Consider the following 18,736-nt stretch of genomic DNA (forward strand, 5'->3'; position numbering starts at 1 on the left):
TTCAATTCACATCCTCAATAATTTCTAAACGATGGCTGTATGCGTTATAAATACGGTATTTTTCATTTTCTATGCCATATTCCACCCAGTACGTGATAATTTGAGGCTTATAATGTGCCGTAAAATGATTGCTATTAGAGTTATAAACCTTGTTCCCGGTAGTCTCGGCATAGTAGATGGTCTTTTGAATATCTTCTATTAAGATCAGCCGCTCATCTATCATCGCCATCACTTCTTCCGGTATATGAAGCTTAATACTTTCATAATCCTGGCATTGCAGGCTCATTGCCTCTCTCCACCTTTCCCGCAGCATTTTCTCCTTTAATTTCATTCTGTTTTCCTGCCTTTGCGAATATCCTACCCTCTTTTGGTGCTTGACTATTTTTCCGGTATTATGATAAATCAGATCCAATATATGCCATGCGTTCTTACCCTTGGAAGTAAAATAATCTCTGCAGTTAATGCAATAGGTCACATAATCATTACTGTTTTCCTGTATCCTTTGCTGTATTACTTTTTCAGTCAATCCGGGGTTCGCATATGCGGTTAATCCTCCATACCCGCAGCACTTGGTTTTTTGCTTACTGAATTCCAGTTCGCTGATACTATATCCCAATTGCTCCAATATGCTTCGTACTGCTTGATGCTCCTCAAGTGCATATCTTGCCGTACAAGGGTCATGTACAGAAACCACCGTATCGGTGTGCAAAGACTTACCCGGCAAGCCATATCGGCCAAATACTTCCCAGACTGAAGTTACCGGTATTTGCGGGTAGCTGCCTTTTATCATCTGTTTGCAAGTAGAGCAGGCACATAAGACTTCCGGTTTGCCAAATCCCAGCCAATCTTCATAGAATCTGTCCATCACATGCATGAAGAGCTCACTTCTTCCGGACCATTTAGCCGGAGCACCGCAGCATCCGAGCAGCAAACCGACACCGCCTTGCAGTATGTTGATCAGATCGCTGTATAATTGGTTCACATACAAAGGTTCAAGAGCACTTAACTGGCATCCCGGATAAAAAACAAACTTACTTTTTTCGAATCCCGGCTGATGTTTTTTCAAAGCAAATCTACTGCTATTGCTAAATAACATGTCGCGGATCGGAAAATCATGGATAGCCGGAGGCATATGTCCGTTTTTTACTGCCGATTCTTTTGCAATCTGATTTACTTCAGCCATATCTAATGCGTTAGGGCATATCTCGCCGCACAGTCCGCACATATTGCATGAATTGATCAGCTCTTTAGCAGTCTTCTTTCCTACAAGAATGTTAAAATTATTAGATATTTCTCTAATATATTTCTTGGGATATTTCCCATAATGCTCAAGATATTTGCAGGCTTTTACGCATTCCAGACAGCTGCATTGTATGCAGCGGCCTGCCTCGCGCATCGCCTCTTCCTGTACATATCCCATGTCTGTATTTGAAGGAATAACAACCGGCATGTTTTTTATTCTTGTTATCTTTGTAACCATTTTTGTGATATATGCACCTTCATGCCCTCTTGAAGCAGTCAGAGATACTTTCTGAATAAACCGGTCTATCGAAACAGCTGCCCTTTTTCCCTCCGAAATATCCGTAATGGGGGAAATCTTATTCGGAGCCGATTGTAACCCTGCCCCCGCAAACACCTTCGGATGGCCGGTCTGGAAAGTACCGTTGCCAACCATTATATTACCGGCATCTTCTATTTCCTGACCCAACGGGTGTATTAGTTTTTCTCCTCTTGATATATAAACCGCGTCATACTGATCGCATACCTCTTTAAAAGCTGCGATGTCTTTTATCTCTGTGTTATATCTAAACTCAACACGCATACCGTTGAATATTTTAAAGTCATCTAAAATCAGGTGTTTGGGTAGGATCTTATCAGATATATCCCATATCTCATGTCCTACCCTATCACTCTTCTCAATAACCGATACCATATAACCCTTTTCTGCCAGAAACAGAGCGGCTGTCAATCCATTTAAACCGGAACCTATTACCGCCACTTTACGGTCCTTTTTCTGATAAAAACCCTTTCGCCGTTCGGGCACCTCGCCATATTCCAAACAAGTCTTTTCAAGCAGAGAAATGTTTAGTCCTGCATCTATCTCATTTCTTTTGCATGAAGATTCACATGGATGGTCGCAAATTCTACTGATAATCCTTGGAAAAGGAACGCTGGCACAAAAGGTCTTTAATGCTTCATTAAAGTTTCCTGCTTTGATTTGAGCATTCATTTTCTTCACATCCACATGGACAGGACAGCTTGCTGTACAGGCCGGTGAATGTTCTTGTATGCACTTTTCTTCAAAATCACTTATATTGTTACGTTCCATATGGTTTTACCCCTTTACACTACTGCAATAAAAGCATATGTTGCACCCCTCATTTTTGGATGCAACATATACCAAGCAGATAACAAATCAAGGTATTTTATATAATCAACCAATTACTTTGATTGGTTCTTGAGGGCTTCCAATACTTTCTCAGGTGTTGCAGGCAAATGGCGTATTCTAACCCCGCAAGCATTGTATATTGCATTTACAATGGAAACATGCGGTCCTGCAAGAGGCGCTTCACCGCAGCCGGACACACCTTTGTACCCATGCTCTCTAGGCGTTTCGGTATAGATAATTTGAATATCGTCAGGCACATCTTTAATATACGGAAAGCCGCATGCGATAAGAGAAATATGCTTATGAATATCTTCGAAATCCTCACTCAATGCAAGACCGATTCCCTGCTGTACCGCGCCATATATCTGTCCGTCTACTACCAGCTTGTTGCATATGGTACCAAAGTCGGAGGCTATCGTCATTTTCAGTACTGTAGTCTTTCCGGTATTCACATCTACTTCAACCTCCGTCACATACGCTGAATACAGATAGGCAACATACGGCGAGAATTGACCCGTTTTTTCGTCAAGGGTGGTACAAAAACTTGTGGTGGCATAGGAGCCTGTATACTTTAGAAGTATGCCTTCTTCAACCATTTCCGTATAAGTTCTGTATTCGCCTGTTTCCTTCCTCATTGCCTTAAGAAGCTTGTCACAAGCATCTGCGATGGCATTTCCGGTCAGCAACTGACTTCTGCTTCCTCCTGCCGCACCACTGTCAGGACATTTCGCCGTGTCATTCATGCATAATCGGATCTGCTCCGGTTTTAGCTTGAGAGGGCGCAATGCTTCGTGAGCAACTGCCAATGTACCCATATCAGCCCCCTGTCCATGATCTTCCCATGTATTGAATACAGTCACCGTATTGTCCTCATTTAATTCTACCGCAGCTTCAGATGTATCGGAGCTGTCATTCCCTACACTGTATATACCGATAGATACGCCTACGCCACGTTTCTTATCTGTTCTATCATCCTTCCTGCATCTTTCAAGAGCAGCTTGATACTCGGGACGCAGTTTATCAAACAGTTCAACAAAAGGAAAACAATCGGGTGTTGCACCGGTAGGCGTCGTATCCCCCGGCCTGTACAGGTTTTTATACCTGAACTCGAACGGATCCATGCCCAGCGCCTCAGCCATTTCATCCATAATGCTCTCCCAGCACATAAAGCTTTGCGGAGCACCAAAAGCACGGAATGCGGAACCGAAAGCATGGTTTGTAAATGTCTCTCTTGTAATCCCTCTGATGTTAGGCAGTTTATAACCTGAACCTATGAAAGAATTTGCACGAACACAAAGCGCATCACCTAATTCGGAATAGGCACCATGGTCCTGAAGATAATCATATTCCAGTCCCAGCAATTCTCCTGTTTTTGATGCACCTAGTTTAAGCGTTCCAAAGGCAGGCGAGCGTTTGCCGGTATAAGTGATCTGCTGATACATATCATATTGGAGGAAAACAGGTTTTCCTGTCGCAATAGCAGCAACCCCTACTAATGCTTCATTGGTTGGACTAAGCTTATAACCGAAAGTCGCACCTGCATAATTCTGAATCAGCCTTAATTTATTTAAAGGCACCCCTATACCATCTGCAATCATAAAACTGTGCATATAAAGGGCAATGCTCTTTGACTGAATGGTAAGCATATCATCTTCTCCGATATAGGCGAATCCTACATCAGGCTCCAGCACCAAGTGTGGCTGCCGTTGGAGGTAATATTCCCGCTCAATAACAACATCTGCATTCTCCATGAGGGGTTTTGTATCCTCACCTTTAACGGTGGGCTGCTCAAAGAATACATTAGGCGTTCCCGGATGAATTTCTATTGCATCTTCTGCTGCGGCTTCCCTTGCATTCATATAAGCAGGTAATTCTTCTATTTCTACTTTTACTTTTTCTGCTGCAGCCTTTGCTTGTTCAATCGTATCGGCGCATACGATCGCGATGGCATCGCCGTATTGGAATATCTTCTTATCACAAAGGATCGGCCGGTCATATCCGTCACCCTTATTCCACGGGAAGCACAGCAATCCGAATATACGGTTGGTGCCTTTGATATCCTTATGCGTAACAACCTTTGCAACCCCCGGCATCTTTTCGGCTTCAGAGGTATCAATGGAAATAATATTCGCATGCGATACCTTTGCTTGAACCAATGCCATGTGCAGCGTCCCTTCCGGCAATTTTAATCCCAAATCCGCTCCGTAATCACAAGTTCCTGTTACTTTGGCCAACGCAGAAGGGCGTATATAGGAAGTGCCAAATACCCTTCCGTCTTCCGGCATTTTGAAATCAAGCTCTTCCATCGTAATCTCGCCTCTTAACACCCTTGCGGCATCCGTGACGGCATTCACTAGCGGGAGATATCCGGTACATCTGCAGGCGTTGCGGTGCTTCTGAAACCAATCCCTTACATCCTGCCTGGTTGGATTAATATTCTGGTCTAAAAGTGCTTTGGATGAAACAATAAATCCCGGTGAACAAAAACCGCACTGAGCTCCTCCGTGAACCATCCATGCAAGCTGCAAAGGATGAAGTTTTTCAGGTGTTCCCACTCCCTCGATAGTAGTAATTTCAGCACCATCCGGTACATGCTTCATTTTTAAAGTACAGGAACGTACGACCTTTTTATTCATGATAACCGAGCATGCCCCGCATTGCCCATTTCCGCAGCCTACTTTTGTTCCTGTAAGCCGCAGCTGTTTTCTTATTACATCGGAAAGTTTTGCATCGGGTTCAACAATGACCGTAGTTGGCTGTCCGTTAACCATTAATTCCTTCCTAAGAATCATGTAAAAATTCTCCTCTCAACTTGGAAAAATCATAAAATGCTTATATGATTTTTCCATAAAACTTTTCTTTAGAACTTTATAGCGATTTTATTGGCTTTTCTCTGCGCCACTAGATCATAGGCTTCAATAATATGGTCAAAATCAATCACATGGGATATATAATCCTTGGGGTCAAGCACTCCTTCTTTGACCCAGTCGACAATCTGCTCATGCACTTCGGCAGCGTCTTCAATTTCCGGCCATTGTATAAATTTCACCTGCCAGTTATACGGTGCCTTACTCCAATCGATTTCCATACCAAGCTTTGGAGATATGCCGTACACACACATTGTGCCTGAAGGTTTGATTAATTCCATTGCCTGATTCAATAACGCATTAATACCGACAGCATCTACCGTAAAGTCACAGCCATCCTTGCAAATGCGCCTTACTTCTTCCGCCACATCTATCTTTGTACTGTTAAATGCATAATCTGCACCCATTTTTTTTGCGTATTCAACTTTTTCATCAACAATGTCCAGTACAATCACCGGACCCATTCCCATTAACTTTGCAAATTTTATAAAACAAAGACCGACAGGTCCCGAACCATAAACCACCAGACTCTTTCCTGAAGTAAAACCGAAATTTTTCATTGCACTTAGTACTTCTTTAAAGGTGATGATCATGGTTGACGATACAGGGTCAAAATCCATGGGAATTTTTTGATTGGTAATATAAGCCATATTATAATCCGGGTCCTCGGGGGACACTCCGTCTTCAATCAACGCTTCCCAATCACCTACGATTGCGTATTCGGCGAAGCCGCCATACCCCGGATAGTATCCATCAATAGGTTCAAAAAGCAGAGGCTGCATAACATAGTCACCAATATCAAAATTTCTTACCTTCTTGCCTTTCTCAATCACTGTTCCGACACCTTCATGTCCCAATATCGCAGGATAGGTATTAAATCCCTTGAAATTTCCATGAATTATTTTCATATCGGTACCGTTGCATATGCCACAACTCTCAACTTTTACAAGCGCTTGATAATCACTGTATTTCGGCTTCTCGGTATTTGCAACGGACAGTTCACCTTTGTCATTTACAACCAGACATCTCATAGATACCCTCCTAACTCTATCCTTGTGCCGTTATTACGCCGGCCTCCCTTATTTTCTCGCGATTGCTTTTTCACACTTTGCAGCAATATACTTTGCATTCAATTCAAATCTTTCACTCAAGTAACTCATAGGGCCGACTTCACCAAAAATATCTTGAACACCGATCTTTTCCATCGGTACCGGTGCATTTTCAACAAGCACATCTGCTACGGCAGATCCCAATCCATTTAAAATATTATGATTTTCGGCAGTTACGATGGCCCCGGTTTCTTTAGCTGCTTTTATGATGGCCTCTTTATCTATAGGTTTAATAGTAAACATGTCGAGAACCCTTGCGGAAATATTCTTCTCTTCCAACATTTTTGCAGCTTTAATGGCTTCGCTTACACAATATCCGGCAGCTATGATGGTAACGTCTTTGCCCTCACTGATGGTTACCGCTTTGCCTATATCAAAGGTAGAGCCTTCTTTATATACTTTATTCACAGATTTCCTTATGACTCTCAGATAAAACATCCCATAGATATCCTTGATCTGTGCCATGATATCCTTTAACATGACCGTATCGGTAATATCTATTAAAGTCATACCGGGCAGCGCTCTCATAAGGGCCATATCTTCCATCGCGGCATGCGTTCCGCCATTGTATTCCGCAGCAATACCCGGGTCACTTCCGATTATTTTCAGATTGGATTTCGAATACGAGCCTGACATGAAAATCTGATCGTACATTCTCCTGGACGCAAAAGCCCCAAATGTATGAATATAGGGTATAAATCCTAATTTTGCCATACCTGCCGCTACGCCGCACATATTGGCTTCTTGTATTCCTACATCAATGGTCCTTTCAGGGAATTTTTCCCTAAAAGCGAACATCCCTATTGCAGCCAGCAAATCAGCATCAAAGGCTAATACATTCTTATCCTTTTCAGCCAGTTCTATCATTGCTTCGGCATATTTATCCTTCATATTCAATTCTTCAACTCTATTCTCACTGTCTAATACAATATTCATAAAACCTCACCTTTCTGTTTTAGAGTCTATTCATTCTTATACGTAAGCTTTTTTTAATTCCTCCACTGCCTGTTTTGCATCTTCCATCGGCACAACCATATGATGATTAGGAATACTCAAGGCGAAGGTGCAGCCTTTGGCTTTTATTGTATCCATTACGATGACAGAAGGTTTTCCTTCCGGATTCTTCTTTGCATCTTCAATGGCTTCATAGATGGCGGTGCAATCATGCCCGTCTACTCTCTGAGCATACCACCCGAAATCCTTGAATTTTGTGCAAAAATCTTCTAATTTGCACATCTCCTCAACAGATCCGTCTATCTGCATTTTATTGGAATCGATAAAAGTAATCAGATTATCAAGTTTTTTATGACCGGCAAACATAACAGCCTCCCAAACTTGCCCTTCCTGGCATTCCCCATCACCTAATATCAAGTAAGTATAATTGCTCATATTTTTTAGCTTATGCCCAAGAGCTAGTCCAACGGCTAAAGATGCCCCTTGTCCCAGTGAACCCGTCGTCATATCAATCCCTTTTGTTTTTGTCATATCGCAGTGGCTCGGCAATTTCGTGCCCGGCGTATTCAGCGTCACAAGGTCTTCCTTAGGGAAAAATCTCTTTAGCGCAAGTGCCGAATATAATGCAGGGCCTGCATGTCCTTTGCTTAATACAAGATAATCTCTGCCTTCCCATTCAGGGTTGTCAGGATTGTATTTCATTACTTTTCCATAAAGAACTGCAATTAGGTCCGCAATACTCATTGCTCCCCCAAGATGCCCAAACCCTAAATTACCCATTTGCTGCACAGTTTCTATCCTGATATCTACAGCAAAATTTATTAATTGTTTTAATTCCGTTTCATTAAGCATATGATCTCTCCTTTTTTTACTTATTTCTTTGATACAATATTTATTTGAACTCCAGCATATTTAAAATCTCCTATATTTCATTGCTTTGTACCGATAGGATCATTTAATATGCTGGATTTTTTCATCTGTTATTATTAGGGTTGAAATGAACTAGTACGTCAACGAAAGCGGCCGATGTCTTATATTTCTTAGAATATTCCGATTAAGGACCCTAATATGGATATTAAAACAATCGCCAATGAAATCAGCCCATAATTCTGCTTTCTTTTCTTTAGAATGTAATACAACCCAAACACAACCGAAAGTGGCAAAATACCGGGAACAATACTGTCCAACATGCTTTGAAGCCCCACTTCATTACCTTTTGCAATGGTTAATGTTAAAGGAATACTAAGCTTAACATAGGATGCAGATAATGAGCCCATCATAAATAGCCCCAGGATACTTGTACCCATTATTAACTCTTTGATCCAACCGGCTTCTAAAATTGATCTTACTGACTCCTTACCAACCGAGTAGCCTAAATTCCATAAGAGGTTCCCAATCACTAATGTAATAACCATAAATATTACCGGAATAAAAGAACCCAATATACTTCCGCTCATTCCGAATGTTACTGCAAGACCATAAATGATCGTCTTTAAGGTTCCCCAATCGATTGTATCTCCGATCCCTGCAAGAGGGCCCATTAGTCCGGTCTTAACACTTGCTATCGTAGCTTCCGATATTTTCTCTCCTTTGGCTTTCTGTTCTTCCATCGCTATTGTAATACCATGAATGGGCGTTCCCCATGTTCCTTGAGAATTAAAGAAATTAAGATGTCTGCATAAAGCAGCGCAATATTCTTTTTTTTCTTTATAAAGCTTCTTTAAAACAGGGATCATACTGTAGCAGAACGCAACGGCCTGCATTCTCTCATAAGAATTCGAAACCTCACAACCTATGTACCAACGAAAATATGCCTTATTGATATCTTTTTTCGTTAAGGTCGAATCGTTACCTGCCTTTACCTCATCCTTTATTAAGACATCACTCACGCACTTTCACCTCCTAAAGCTTCTCTTCTCATAAATACAGTCAATAACGCTATGCATGTGCCAAATATAGCGGAAGCCATGATATTCACGCCTAAGTATTTAACAACAAAGAATCCAACGATAAAATATGGGATGTATGTTTTCTTACCGATAATAAAAACGGTAATTGCGAATCCCAATGCCGGCAGAACACCTCCGGCCACGCTTAAGCCATGCATAATCCAAGTGGGGATTGTTTGAATAATATTTTGAACAACTTCTCCGCCAAACAAATTCGCTGCAAATACAAGAGGAAACCTTAAAAGAAAACCTAGTAGCATAGGAAACAGAATTGCACACCTCTCTATTCCTTTATCATTTCCTTCCAAAGCATATTTATCTGCCTTATGTGCAAAAGATGCGTGTAATGTTCTTCTGATCTGATCTTGAAAAACCCCGAGTAATCCAAATGGTACTGCTAAAACCACAGCCGTTTCCGGATCAATGCCGCTCTTTAAAGCGATAGGTATTGCAATGACTCCCGCCAGACATTCATCAGCCGGAATATTAGCCCCTGCAGCCACCATTCCCAAATATACCATTTCAATACTAGCGCCTATTTTCATAGCCATTGGAACATCTCCCATCAACATTCCAATTGGCAAAGCCATTACAATGGGCTGAGCCATTATTGCATGAAAAGTGTAGCCAATCTTACTTTGCGCTATCCAATACCACAATCCCGTAAACATTGCCACTATAAAGCTCATTTTTCCGCCTCCATAAAAATATTTTTTAGCGTCCTATCAATCTCAAGTTTTTACTTTTCATAAAATCGTAAGAAGAACTTCATTAGTATTTTTTTGTTTTTTTCAAATGTATTGTGATTTCTTGGAATTTCAATGCGACATCAAACATACCTATGTATATCCATATTGCAAATCATCGATGCCTCCTACCACAGCCAGTGCCGGATTCAAAGCATCAAGCATAATGAGTAATAATCCCCTCATACTTCCCCCCCTTTCCTTTTTCGATGAATACTTTTCTACATAATATAGAATGCAAATTTCATGCCATAACTAGTGTGTTGACAAATAAAAACTGACTATCAACCGCCGCAGCAAGTAGAATTACATAAAAATTTTCCAGAAAAAACAACAGTTTAATACTGTTTAAAAGGATTGGTCTATACAGAGTGTTTTTTATTTATATAAATGTGTAATATTGCATGCTACTGTGTCAACTGAAATAAGGGCATCCTTATATCTGTGTTGTGATAATTTAGCTTTCTATCTTCTGACTAATATAATTCAATAATCAATTCAAGTCTTGCTCATCTACATTTTTTATTAGTCTATAAAAAAGATTCCATCAGTTTTTATATCTCTGATTTGTTGAACTTACAGCAACAGCTATGATCAGTATGATGCCTTTCATAATCTCCTGCAGGTATTCCGAAGCATTTGCCAGCGTCAGCATATTATTAATCGTTATGATGATGATAGACCCAATGATTACACCTGCAACGTTTGGCCTTTTGATAAACATCGTTGCACTTAAAAATCCTACAGCAATCGTATCTAAAGAAAACCCATCTCCTAAGCGGGGTTGAAGAAAGCCTATACGTGACGCAAAAATAACCCCTGTTAATGAGGCGGTAACACTCGATATTACATAGGCAAGTCCCCGCATATATCTGATATTGATCCCAGTGAGAAATGCCGTTTCGGGATTTGCACCTACCGCATAAAAGTACCTGCCGTATATTGATCTGTTTATCAGCAGATAGTATATACAGATAATAATAAGCGTAAGTATAAGGATAAATGGAATTACCCCGACCTTTCCGTTAGCAATAAAATCATAGGATCTGGGTGTTCTTGTTGCCGAGATGCACGCACCCCCGTTCGTAACTATAAACTGGATACTTTCTATAATAAAAGATGTAGCTAAGGTAGCTACCAGCGGAAGTACTCTCCATTTATTGATAATATACGCATTAAATAGCCCGAATAAAATACCCGCAAGCAGCGCTGCTAAAATTGAAATCAAGGTACCTCTTCCTTGCGCTATCATCAAATAAGATATTAGAGCGGTACAACTAATATTGGCACCAATTGATAGATCAATACCACCCACCAACAGAACAACCGCCATTCCTAAAGATGCAATAATTAATAAACTACTTTGATTCAATATATTTACTAGATTTGATACCATAAAAAATTTATCAGAATAAAATGAAAACAGTATGCTAATTAACAAAAAAGCTCCGATAACACCATATTTTGCAAAGATTGTATCGATACCGGCAGCGTTATATGACTTACGACCTTCTACCATTATGCTTTTCACATTACAACCTCCCATAAAGACATTTGAATCCTAGAATAAAGCCTTATCATTATTTAGTGTCTACATAGCTGTATACCTATCTTTGTTGATAAATAATACCGATGCAACAACAAGGATCATTACAAACCCTTTAAACATGGATATATAGTTATAACTGATGCCTATATAAAGAAATCCGCTTGAAATGGATTCCAGTAGAATAGCTCCTACCACACTACCTATCAACGATGGACGCCGGTCGCTGGTCAGTACAGTACCTATGAAAGCTGCGGCAATAGCATCCATAAGAAGCTTCTCAGCACCGTGAACAGGTGCACCCGACATTTTGGATGCAAAAATAATCCCTGCAACCGCACACAGTAAACTGCAAATTATAAATGCCATAAACCTTCGCATTTTTACATTTATACCTGATGTCATGGATGCTTTCATATTAAATCCGGTTGCAAAGAGTTCCATGCCTAGCCTGGTATGATACAAAGCAATAAAACAAATACAAGCTACAAGAATACAAATACTTATTGGATAAGGTATAAAACCGAATTTCTCATAATATATGGCTAAATAATCCCTTGTAACATTTGAGGGCTGTAATGGATTTCCTTTACTGATCAAAAGCTCACTGCCTCTCAAGATATACATGGTTCCCAGGGTCGCAATGAACGGCACAACCTTAAGATTCACTGCAACAAATCCATTGATGCATCCTATAACAACTCCTGCCGCCAAACATATTATAAATGCGATAAAATTAGTACTTCCGGCAATAATCAGAGAACTAAAAAGTACGGCAATAAAGCTTACTTCTGCCCCGATAGAAAGATCAATTCCCATGTCTATCCCTTCGCCAGCCATTGTAAAGGTCAAGCCTATTGCTAACAGGGCCAGTATCACCGACTGTTTAATAACTTCAAAATAATTTCTTGGTTGAAGAAAAGTTGGTTCGATAATCCCTATCACGACTAAAATGATCACTAGTACTATCACTACACCATTTCTACCAATGATATCAAGAAATTTGCCTATCCTTTCTTTTTTTACAGCCATTGAAACCACAAATACTACCTCCTCTTTATATAACCGCAGACAAGATTCTCTCTTCTGAAAACTCCTCTCTTTTGATATCAGCGCTGATCTTATTGTCTTTGAAAACTAGAATTCGGTCACTGATGCCCATTACTTCCGGCATATCGGATGAAATAAATATGATGCCCTTCCCTTCTTTCGCCAACTTAGACATAATCTTGTATATCTCTGTTTTTGCCCCCACATCAATTCCCTTTGTCGGTTCATCGAAAATAATCACTTTAAACGGTCCGCAGAGCCATTTTGCAATAACAACTTTTTGTTGATTACCTCCGCTTAAGTATTGAACTTCCACATTCAGATACGGAGGTTGAATGTCCAGCATATCAATATATCTTATAACTTCGGATGTTTCAGTTTTTGTTTTTATCAATGCATTTTTACAGAATCTTTTTAGATTACCCAGTGTCATATTTTCTTTCACCGGTAAATCTGCAATAAAACCTTGAGTTCTTCTATCTTCCGGAATCAATACAATCCCATTTTTTATGGCTTTTTTAGGACTATCCGGATGGATTATCTCCCCGTCTAATACGATTTCCCCTTTGTCCACTTTATTTGCACCATAAATCGCCCTAATCATTTCAGTTCGGCCTGCACCTACCAGACCATACATACCTAGGATCTCACCTTTATGAAGCATTAAACTGTTTCCCTTCACACCCTCGGCAAACATATTTTTAACTTCCAGCACTGCTTCTCCTCTAGCAATTTTTTCTTTCGGATATTGTTCACTCAAGTCCCTTCCTATCATTAGTTCAATGATTTTAGGAATATCCACATCATCTATGCCGGCGGTTGCGATCTTACTGCCATCTCTCATTACAGTAATCCTATCTGCAATCTCTTTGATTTCTTCGAGCCTGTGCGAAATATATAAAATGGTAATCTTCTTAGACTTTAGTAATTTTATAGTATCCATTAATATTCTCGCTTCCTTCTCGCTAAGGGATGAAGTGGGTTCATCAAGAATCAATACTTTTGGATTTAGCATGAGCGCTTTAGCAATGGCAACCATTTGTTGATGTCCAATCGTTAGGTCTCCTACCCTTTTATTAATATCAATATCGATATTAAGCTGTGCTAAGATTTTTTTAGCATTTTCCCTCATAATATTCCAATCAATCAATTTATATTTATTTAATGGAATATTAGAAACGCCTATATTTTGTATCACCGTAAAATCATTAATTAATTCCAATTCCTGCGGTACTCTGCATATACCGATTTTCTGCGCCTCCGATACTTTTTTGTACCCTACCGGCTTTCCTTGAAAGAAGATTTTACCTTCATCCAACGTATAGACTCCTGCCATTACTTTTGTGATCGCGGATTTACCGGCCCCGTTTTCTCCGCAGATTGCATGTACTTCACCTTCATGTATTGCTATATCAAAGTCTTTAATCGCATGCACACCAGGGAAATATTTATTAGCATTTTTTATTTCAATGATATTCTGCTCCATATTTTCCACTCCCCATTCTTAAGCCTTTTAACATAACGGTTTGCATGAATGCAAACCGTTATGTTAAAAAATTGATTAAATATTTGCCCTCAGCCTTCCTATTGCTTTTTCCAATCTCCGCCGAAATTCCAATCGCCAAATGCGTCAACATTTTCCTTTGTAACTAGTGTATGTGGGGCCCACATCTGAACCGGCACATCGTTATCTCCGTTCAACGCCTTCAATGCCATCACTGTAGCAATATAGCCCATCTTTTGAGGCACCTGCCCGAATACAGCTCTAATAGCACCGTCTTCTTTCTGCAGATCCTGAACAACTCCAAGATCAACATCTGCGCAGTATACGCCTATTTCCGACCGGCCCTGGGATTCAATCACTTTAGATGCAGCAATTGCCGGCAACCCCCAGAAGGTTATCACTGCGTCCAACTCACCCTCTGGATATTTCTGTAATATATTCTGCATGGTGTTCATCGTACCGTTCATTGGGTCTTTGATGTTTATCGGCGCTTCGGTTACAATTTTGACACTCGGGAAATCTTTCAGCACTTCATCCAGCATCCATCTTCTCACTTCAACTGTATGCCATCCCGGAGAGTAAAGGACTGCTACATTGCCTTTTCCTTTTAAATCTGCACACATTTTTGCTGCTAACTGCACCCCGCCACTATAGTTGTCAGCTGTAACACAGGATGTAACATACTCTGAAGGTACATCGCAAGTTGTTACAGGTATGTTGGCATCTTTCGCAGCCTTTAAAACCTCCTGCAGTGAACTGGCTAACCCTCCGGGAATGACTATTGCATCTACTTTTCTTCCTATCCCGTTCTGTATATCGCTTATCTGCTTGTTGATATCGGATTGCGAATTAGCACTAATTACCTCTACTCCTGCATCCTTCGCTGCTTGTATCGCACTTTGCAAGGTTCTGGTATTCCATTCGTTCTGCGTATCATAGATACTAACTAATATCACCGGCTTGTGTCCGATTTTCTTTTCTACATTTTCACCCAGTTTTTTTATATCTACCTTTACATCAAACAATTCAGATAAATTGGATATAAACTGAGCCTCCTTTGGTACTGCTGATAAATTTACCGCGTTTTCTCCGCCGGCTCCAGCCGCATTATTATCAGCATTCGCAGCCCCGCCAGCGCTCTTAGGCTCCACCGGCGCCGTGTTTGAGTTGGCCGCATCGGAACCATTTTTTGGAGATTCACTACAACCTGTTACCATGGTCACCATTAACAAACAGATCAATACAAACGAAATGAGCTTTTTCATACTTGTTTACCCCCTAGTAATTTTTATTGTGCAATTAAGCAATTTAAATTATATTGCGGAACGTATACTATAACAATGAGAGCAAGTACATATTTGGTGTGCTAAAACCAGAAAATCACCGTTTGTTCAAAGTATTCTGTAATAGACCTACGTTCTTTATAGTCCATATCAGGTTTAAGCGGGAAAGAACTTTTTTACTATCTCCGAAGGCGGAGGTGTAGTGTTCAGAGAAATAATGATCATTGCTATCAAACTGGCAGGAAGAATAATCAATGTTGCAGGGATACTCTTAGGACCAAATACAACCCAAGCTATACCTGCGACCAACCCAAACACAACACCGAATATTCCCGCCGGCTTTGTTGTACGTTTCCAGAACAATCCCAGGAACAATGGCGGAAACAGAACCGTCGGTCCCACAACAATGATAAGATTATACAAATTCATCAAGCCAGTAGGACGAATCAACGCCGTCACAACAGCGATTATCCCGCATAGCAGCGTCAGCCAACGGGATACGCTCATTACTTGCTCTGTTGTAGCGTCCGGCTTTAGAATCCTATTATAAACATCATGAGCCGCCATACTTCCTGCAGAAAGCAATTGGCTGTCAATGGTTGACTGCACTGCTGAAATAATTCCGGCAACTGCTATCGCTCCTATTGAAAACGGCATCATCATGATGATCTGCGGAAAAGCCTGGCTCGGATTGGCAAGATCCGGAAGCAGCTTGCGTGCCGCGAGACCTATGAACAGTATTGCAAAATAAGTAATGATAAGAAATACCGCACTTACAGCTATATAGCTCTTTGCAGTGCGTTTGGAATCGAGTGAGAAAAATATTCTATGGTAATATACCAGACACGGAATATTCAATGCATTGCCGATAGCAAGTCCGAATATATAGAATAGCGAAAGTTTCCCACCAACCGTAGGACTGTGCATCGCACTGTCGACAGAAAAAATATATTCATTGACCGAAGTCAAACCTCCTGCTTTGGTGAGCGCAAAGGCAGCCGTAACCAAAATACAAACGGTGAGCATCAACCATTGCACAACATTCGTCCAGGCAACGCTAAACATGCCTCCTAGTGTGGTATATGTAAGGAATACGATACCGAGGATCAGCACTGCCCAATGATACGGCATCTTAAGGAATACTTCCATAACGGTGCCGACTCCCATAATACCTATAACGATATAAACAATCATATAAAAAATGTTAAAAATAGCCATAAACGGCCGCATGAATTTTTCATCATAATACCGGGCAGAATATAAATCTGGCGTTGTCAGCCATTTTTCAGTGGAAGAATACAGTTTAGGGGCAAATAACTGCAGCATAATCCATCCGCCTGCCAAACCTGCTCCATACAGAACAAGCATAGACCAGCCGCTGCTATATGCATAGCTTGTAAAACCAACCATACTGGCCGAACTGATAAATGAGGCCGCAAACAACGGTACCGCAATATAGATATTAAAGGAACGCCCTGCAACATAATAATCATCAGCATCTTTCGTTCGTACCATCCCTTTATAACCGATATAGAGCATAATCAAGCAATAAGCCACAAATGCAACCCAGTTAAACGCTAAACTCATATCATGTACCTCCACAAATTATTTTTTGATAGAATAAATTGCCTAAAACGATTTCTTTTCTTTAAGGTTCATCACAATAGAAATGATTATAGGGGTAATCCCAACGCCTAAAAATATAAAGATACACATGAGAGAACCAGACGTAAGACCGAACAGCATATAATATACCTCCTTTCTTCACTGGTTTATGATATGATCAATGCATTGCATATTGCCGGTATGGATATTGACATACCATTTTGTAACAACTAATATTTTCCGACAATACATGAAAAGCAATGCAATATATCTAAGATATGTGTTTTGAAGTCTTTGAATAAATTTCAGTCAGCAAAGACTGAAATGCACTCCAAATAGCTGCCGCCGTAAAATACTTATTGGTTTTTATATAATTCCTTATAATATCCACCTAATACATCTGCGGCAGCAATACTATTATAAATTATTTCAGGTGTAACTCTAAAAGGCTCTGCATGCGCCAATCCGCCTTCCATTGCCACCTTATTTGCAACTATCATCAAATTTTCAAAGGATGGTCTGATATGAAGATCTTGCAATGTTACCGGCAGTCCTACACTCAAACAAAACTTGATTACTTCCTCAACTTCATATTTTGGTCTGTTTTCTAGAATTAGCTGACATATTGTTCCGAATGCTACTTTTTCACCATGATAGAAACCATGTGTTTCAGGAATCAGTGCAAACCCTTCGTTAACAGCATGACCTGCTGCACAACCGGTATTCTCAAATCCTAATCCACTTAATAGTATATTTGCTTCAATGACATCTTCCAATGCCTTTGTAATAACTCCTCTTTCAGCAGTTAGCTTAGCTTCTAAACCTTCATCTATAAGGATTTCATAGCATAATCTGGCTAAGGCCATAGCTGCCTCCGTCCTTCTGTAACCACTACCGACATAATTCGCAGTATCAGATTCTGCATTTGCCCTAGCTTCAAAATAAGTGGACAGTGCATCACCCATGCCGGACACCAGAAGCCTGACAGGCGCCTTAACAATTATTTCCGTATCCACAAGTACCACATTAGGGTTAATCTTATGATATATACAATGGGTCTGTACCCCTTCGTCCGTATATATAATAGATAAAGCACTTGTAGGGGCATCTGTGGAAGCGACTGTCGGCACACATATTATAGGTATTTTCAAACCTGCACCTGCTGCTTTTATAGTATCCTGCGTTTTCCCTCCGCCAATTCCTACGATCACACTGGATTTACACTTTTCAGCAGTTTTTGTTATTCTTTCGATCTCTTTTAATGTACATTCTCCAGAAAACTTTTCCATATGTAATTTTGAAGCAGTATGTTCATAGACTTTTCTCAGCCTCTCACTTATAGTATCAAACAAGTACGAATCAATCAGTACTACTACATTGAATCCAAAAGCAGAAGTATATTGTTCCAGCCGGTCCATTTCTCCAGGACCCTGAATATATTTGCCTGGACTCCCAAAACCCCTTGTTGTTCTTTGTACAAACGACATATTCTCACTCCCTTTATTTTATTATTCAAGGAAAGCTGTTCTGGCTTTAAACCTAAACCGCACATAAAACATAATTGCATCTATGATTTCATGAAGAAAATCTTTACAACGGATCGCAAACATACTTTTGTACATGTTCTAATTATATAATTTAAATTATATTTTCAAAGGAAAGACATTACAATGAGACCAAGTGCATATTTGGTGTACTAAAACCAGAGAATGAGAAATGACGCGTAAATAAAAA

Annotated in this window: 13 protein-coding genes; all 13 read right to left on the reverse strand. The window is 40.2% G+C overall.

Translation table 11 applies throughout. From position 1 onward, the window contains the following. Window position 1 precedes the first annotated feature (1 nt). The 13 genes from QKW49_RS07240 to QKW49_RS07300 all read right to left on the reverse strand — a co-directional run bounded on the left by QKW49_RS07240 (window position 2) and on the right by QKW49_RS07300 (window position 18,489). Entirely contained in the window at window positions 2-2,329 is a 2,328-nt protein-coding gene (locus QKW49_RS07240; protein WP_282866866.1) for a pyridine nucleotide-disulfide oxidoreductase/dicluster-binding protein, read from the reverse strand. A gap of 113 nt (window positions 2,330-2,442) precedes the next feature. Continuing rightward, a complete protein-coding gene (locus QKW49_RS07245; protein WP_282868084.1) occupies window positions 2,443-5,178 on the reverse strand; it encodes a molybdopterin-dependent aldehyde oxidoreductase in 2,736 nt (911 codons plus the stop codon). Window positions 5,179-5,249: 71 nt separating this feature from the next. Next, window positions 5,250-6,287: a zinc-binding dehydrogenase gene (locus QKW49_RS07250; RefSeq protein WP_282866867.1), complete on the reverse strand. Its 1,038-nt coding sequence runs from the start codon at window positions 6,285-6,287 to the stop codon at window positions 5,250-5,252. 48 nt (window positions 6,288-6,335) lie between these two features. Next, window positions 6,336-7,301, reverse strand: a complete 966-nt coding sequence (locus tag QKW49_RS07255; protein ID WP_282866868.1) for a transketolase C-terminal domain-containing protein — start codon at window positions 7,299-7,301, stop codon at window positions 6,336-6,338. Window positions 7,302-7,337: 36 nt separating this feature from the next. Next, a complete protein-coding gene (locus QKW49_RS07260) occupies window positions 7,338-8,171 on the reverse strand; it encodes a transketolase (RefSeq protein ID WP_282866869.1) in 834 nt (277 codons plus the stop codon). A gap of 188 nt (window positions 8,172-8,359) precedes the next feature. Continuing rightward, a complete protein-coding gene (locus QKW49_RS07265; RefSeq protein ID WP_282866870.1) occupies window positions 8,360-9,208 on the reverse strand; it encodes a PTS system mannose/fructose/sorbose family transporter subunit IID in 849 nt (282 codons plus the stop codon). Next, window positions 9,205-9,957, reverse strand: coding sequence for a PTS sugar transporter subunit IIC (locus QKW49_RS07270; RefSeq protein ID WP_282866871.1), 753 nt, complete (start codon window positions 9,955-9,957; stop codon window positions 9,205-9,207). The genes QKW49_RS07265 and QKW49_RS07270 overlap by 4 nt, the downstream gene beginning before the upstream one ends. Window positions 9,958-10,561: 604 nt before the next feature. After that, on the reverse strand, window positions 10,562-11,545 hold the full coding sequence (locus tag QKW49_RS07275; RefSeq protein WP_282866872.1) for an ABC transporter permease: 984 nt from the start codon (window positions 11,543-11,545) through the stop codon (window positions 10,562-10,564). A 60-nt stretch (window positions 11,546-11,605) separates the two neighbouring features. Next, window positions 11,606-12,592, reverse strand: a complete 987-nt coding sequence (locus tag QKW49_RS07280) for an ABC transporter permease (protein WP_282868085.1) — start codon at window positions 12,590-12,592, stop codon at window positions 11,606-11,608. Window positions 12,593-12,617: 25 nt separating this feature from the next. After that, entirely contained in the window at window positions 12,618-14,096 is a 1,479-nt protein-coding gene (locus QKW49_RS07285) for a sugar ABC transporter ATP-binding protein (RefSeq protein WP_282866873.1), read from the reverse strand. 98 nt (window positions 14,097-14,194) lie between these two features. Beyond that, window positions 14,195-15,379, reverse strand: coding sequence for a sugar ABC transporter substrate-binding protein (locus tag QKW49_RS07290; protein WP_282866874.1), 1,185 nt, complete (start codon window positions 15,377-15,379; stop codon window positions 14,195-14,197). A 174-nt stretch (window positions 15,380-15,553) separates the two neighbouring features. Then, window positions 15,554-16,984 (reverse strand): sodium:solute symporter family protein, encoded by a 1,431-nt coding sequence (locus tag QKW49_RS07295; protein ID WP_282866875.1) that lies wholly within the window; start codon window positions 16,982-16,984, stop codon window positions 15,554-15,556. 374 nt (window positions 16,985-17,358) lie between these two features. After that, complete coding sequence (locus tag QKW49_RS07300; protein WP_282866876.1) at window positions 17,359-18,489, reverse strand: glycerol dehydrogenase; 1,131 nt, start codon at window positions 18,487-18,489, stop codon at window positions 17,359-17,361. Window positions 18,490-18,736 lie beyond the last annotated feature (247 nt).

Source organism: Petroclostridium sp. X23 (assembly GCF_030013905.1).
GTDB lineage: Bacteria > Bacillota > Clostridia > SK-Y3 > SK-Y3 > X23.

Coding starts and splice junctions, on each gene's coding strand:
- QKW49_RS07290 (WP_282866874.1), bottom strand. CDS start 15,379: ATGAAAAAGCTCATTTCGTTTGTATTGATCTGTTTGTTAATGGTGACC.
- QKW49_RS07300 (WP_282866876.1), bottom strand. CDS start 18,489: ATGTCGTTTGTACAAAGAACAACAAGGGGTTTTGGGAGTCCAGGCAAA.
- QKW49_RS07255 (WP_282866868.1), bottom strand. CDS start 7,301: ATGAATATTGTATTAGACAGTGAGAATAGAGTTGAAGAATTGAATATG.
- QKW49_RS07280 (WP_282868085.1), bottom strand. CDS start 12,592: ATGGCTGTAAAAAAAGAAAGGATAGGCAAATTTCTTGATATCATTGGT.
- QKW49_RS07250 (WP_282866867.1), bottom strand. CDS start 6,287: ATGAGATGTCTGGTTGTAAATGACAAAGGTGAACTGTCCGTTGCAAAT.
- QKW49_RS07270 (WP_282866871.1), bottom strand. CDS start 9,957: ATGAGCTTTATAGTGGCAATGTTTACGGGATTGTGGTATTGGATAGCG.
- QKW49_RS07295 (WP_282866875.1), bottom strand. CDS start 16,984: ATGAGTTTAGCGTTTAACTGGGTTGCATTTGTGGCTTATTGCTTGATT.
- QKW49_RS07260 (WP_282866869.1), bottom strand. CDS start 8,171: ATGCTTAATGAAACGGAATTAAAACAATTAATAAATTTTGCTGTAGAT.
- QKW49_RS07240 (WP_282866866.1), bottom strand. CDS start 2,329: ATGGAACGTAACAATATAAGTGATTTTGAAGAAAAGTGCATACAAGAA.
- QKW49_RS07285 (WP_282866873.1), bottom strand. CDS start 14,096: ATGGAGCAGAATATCATTGAAATAAAAAATGCTAATAAATATTTCCCT.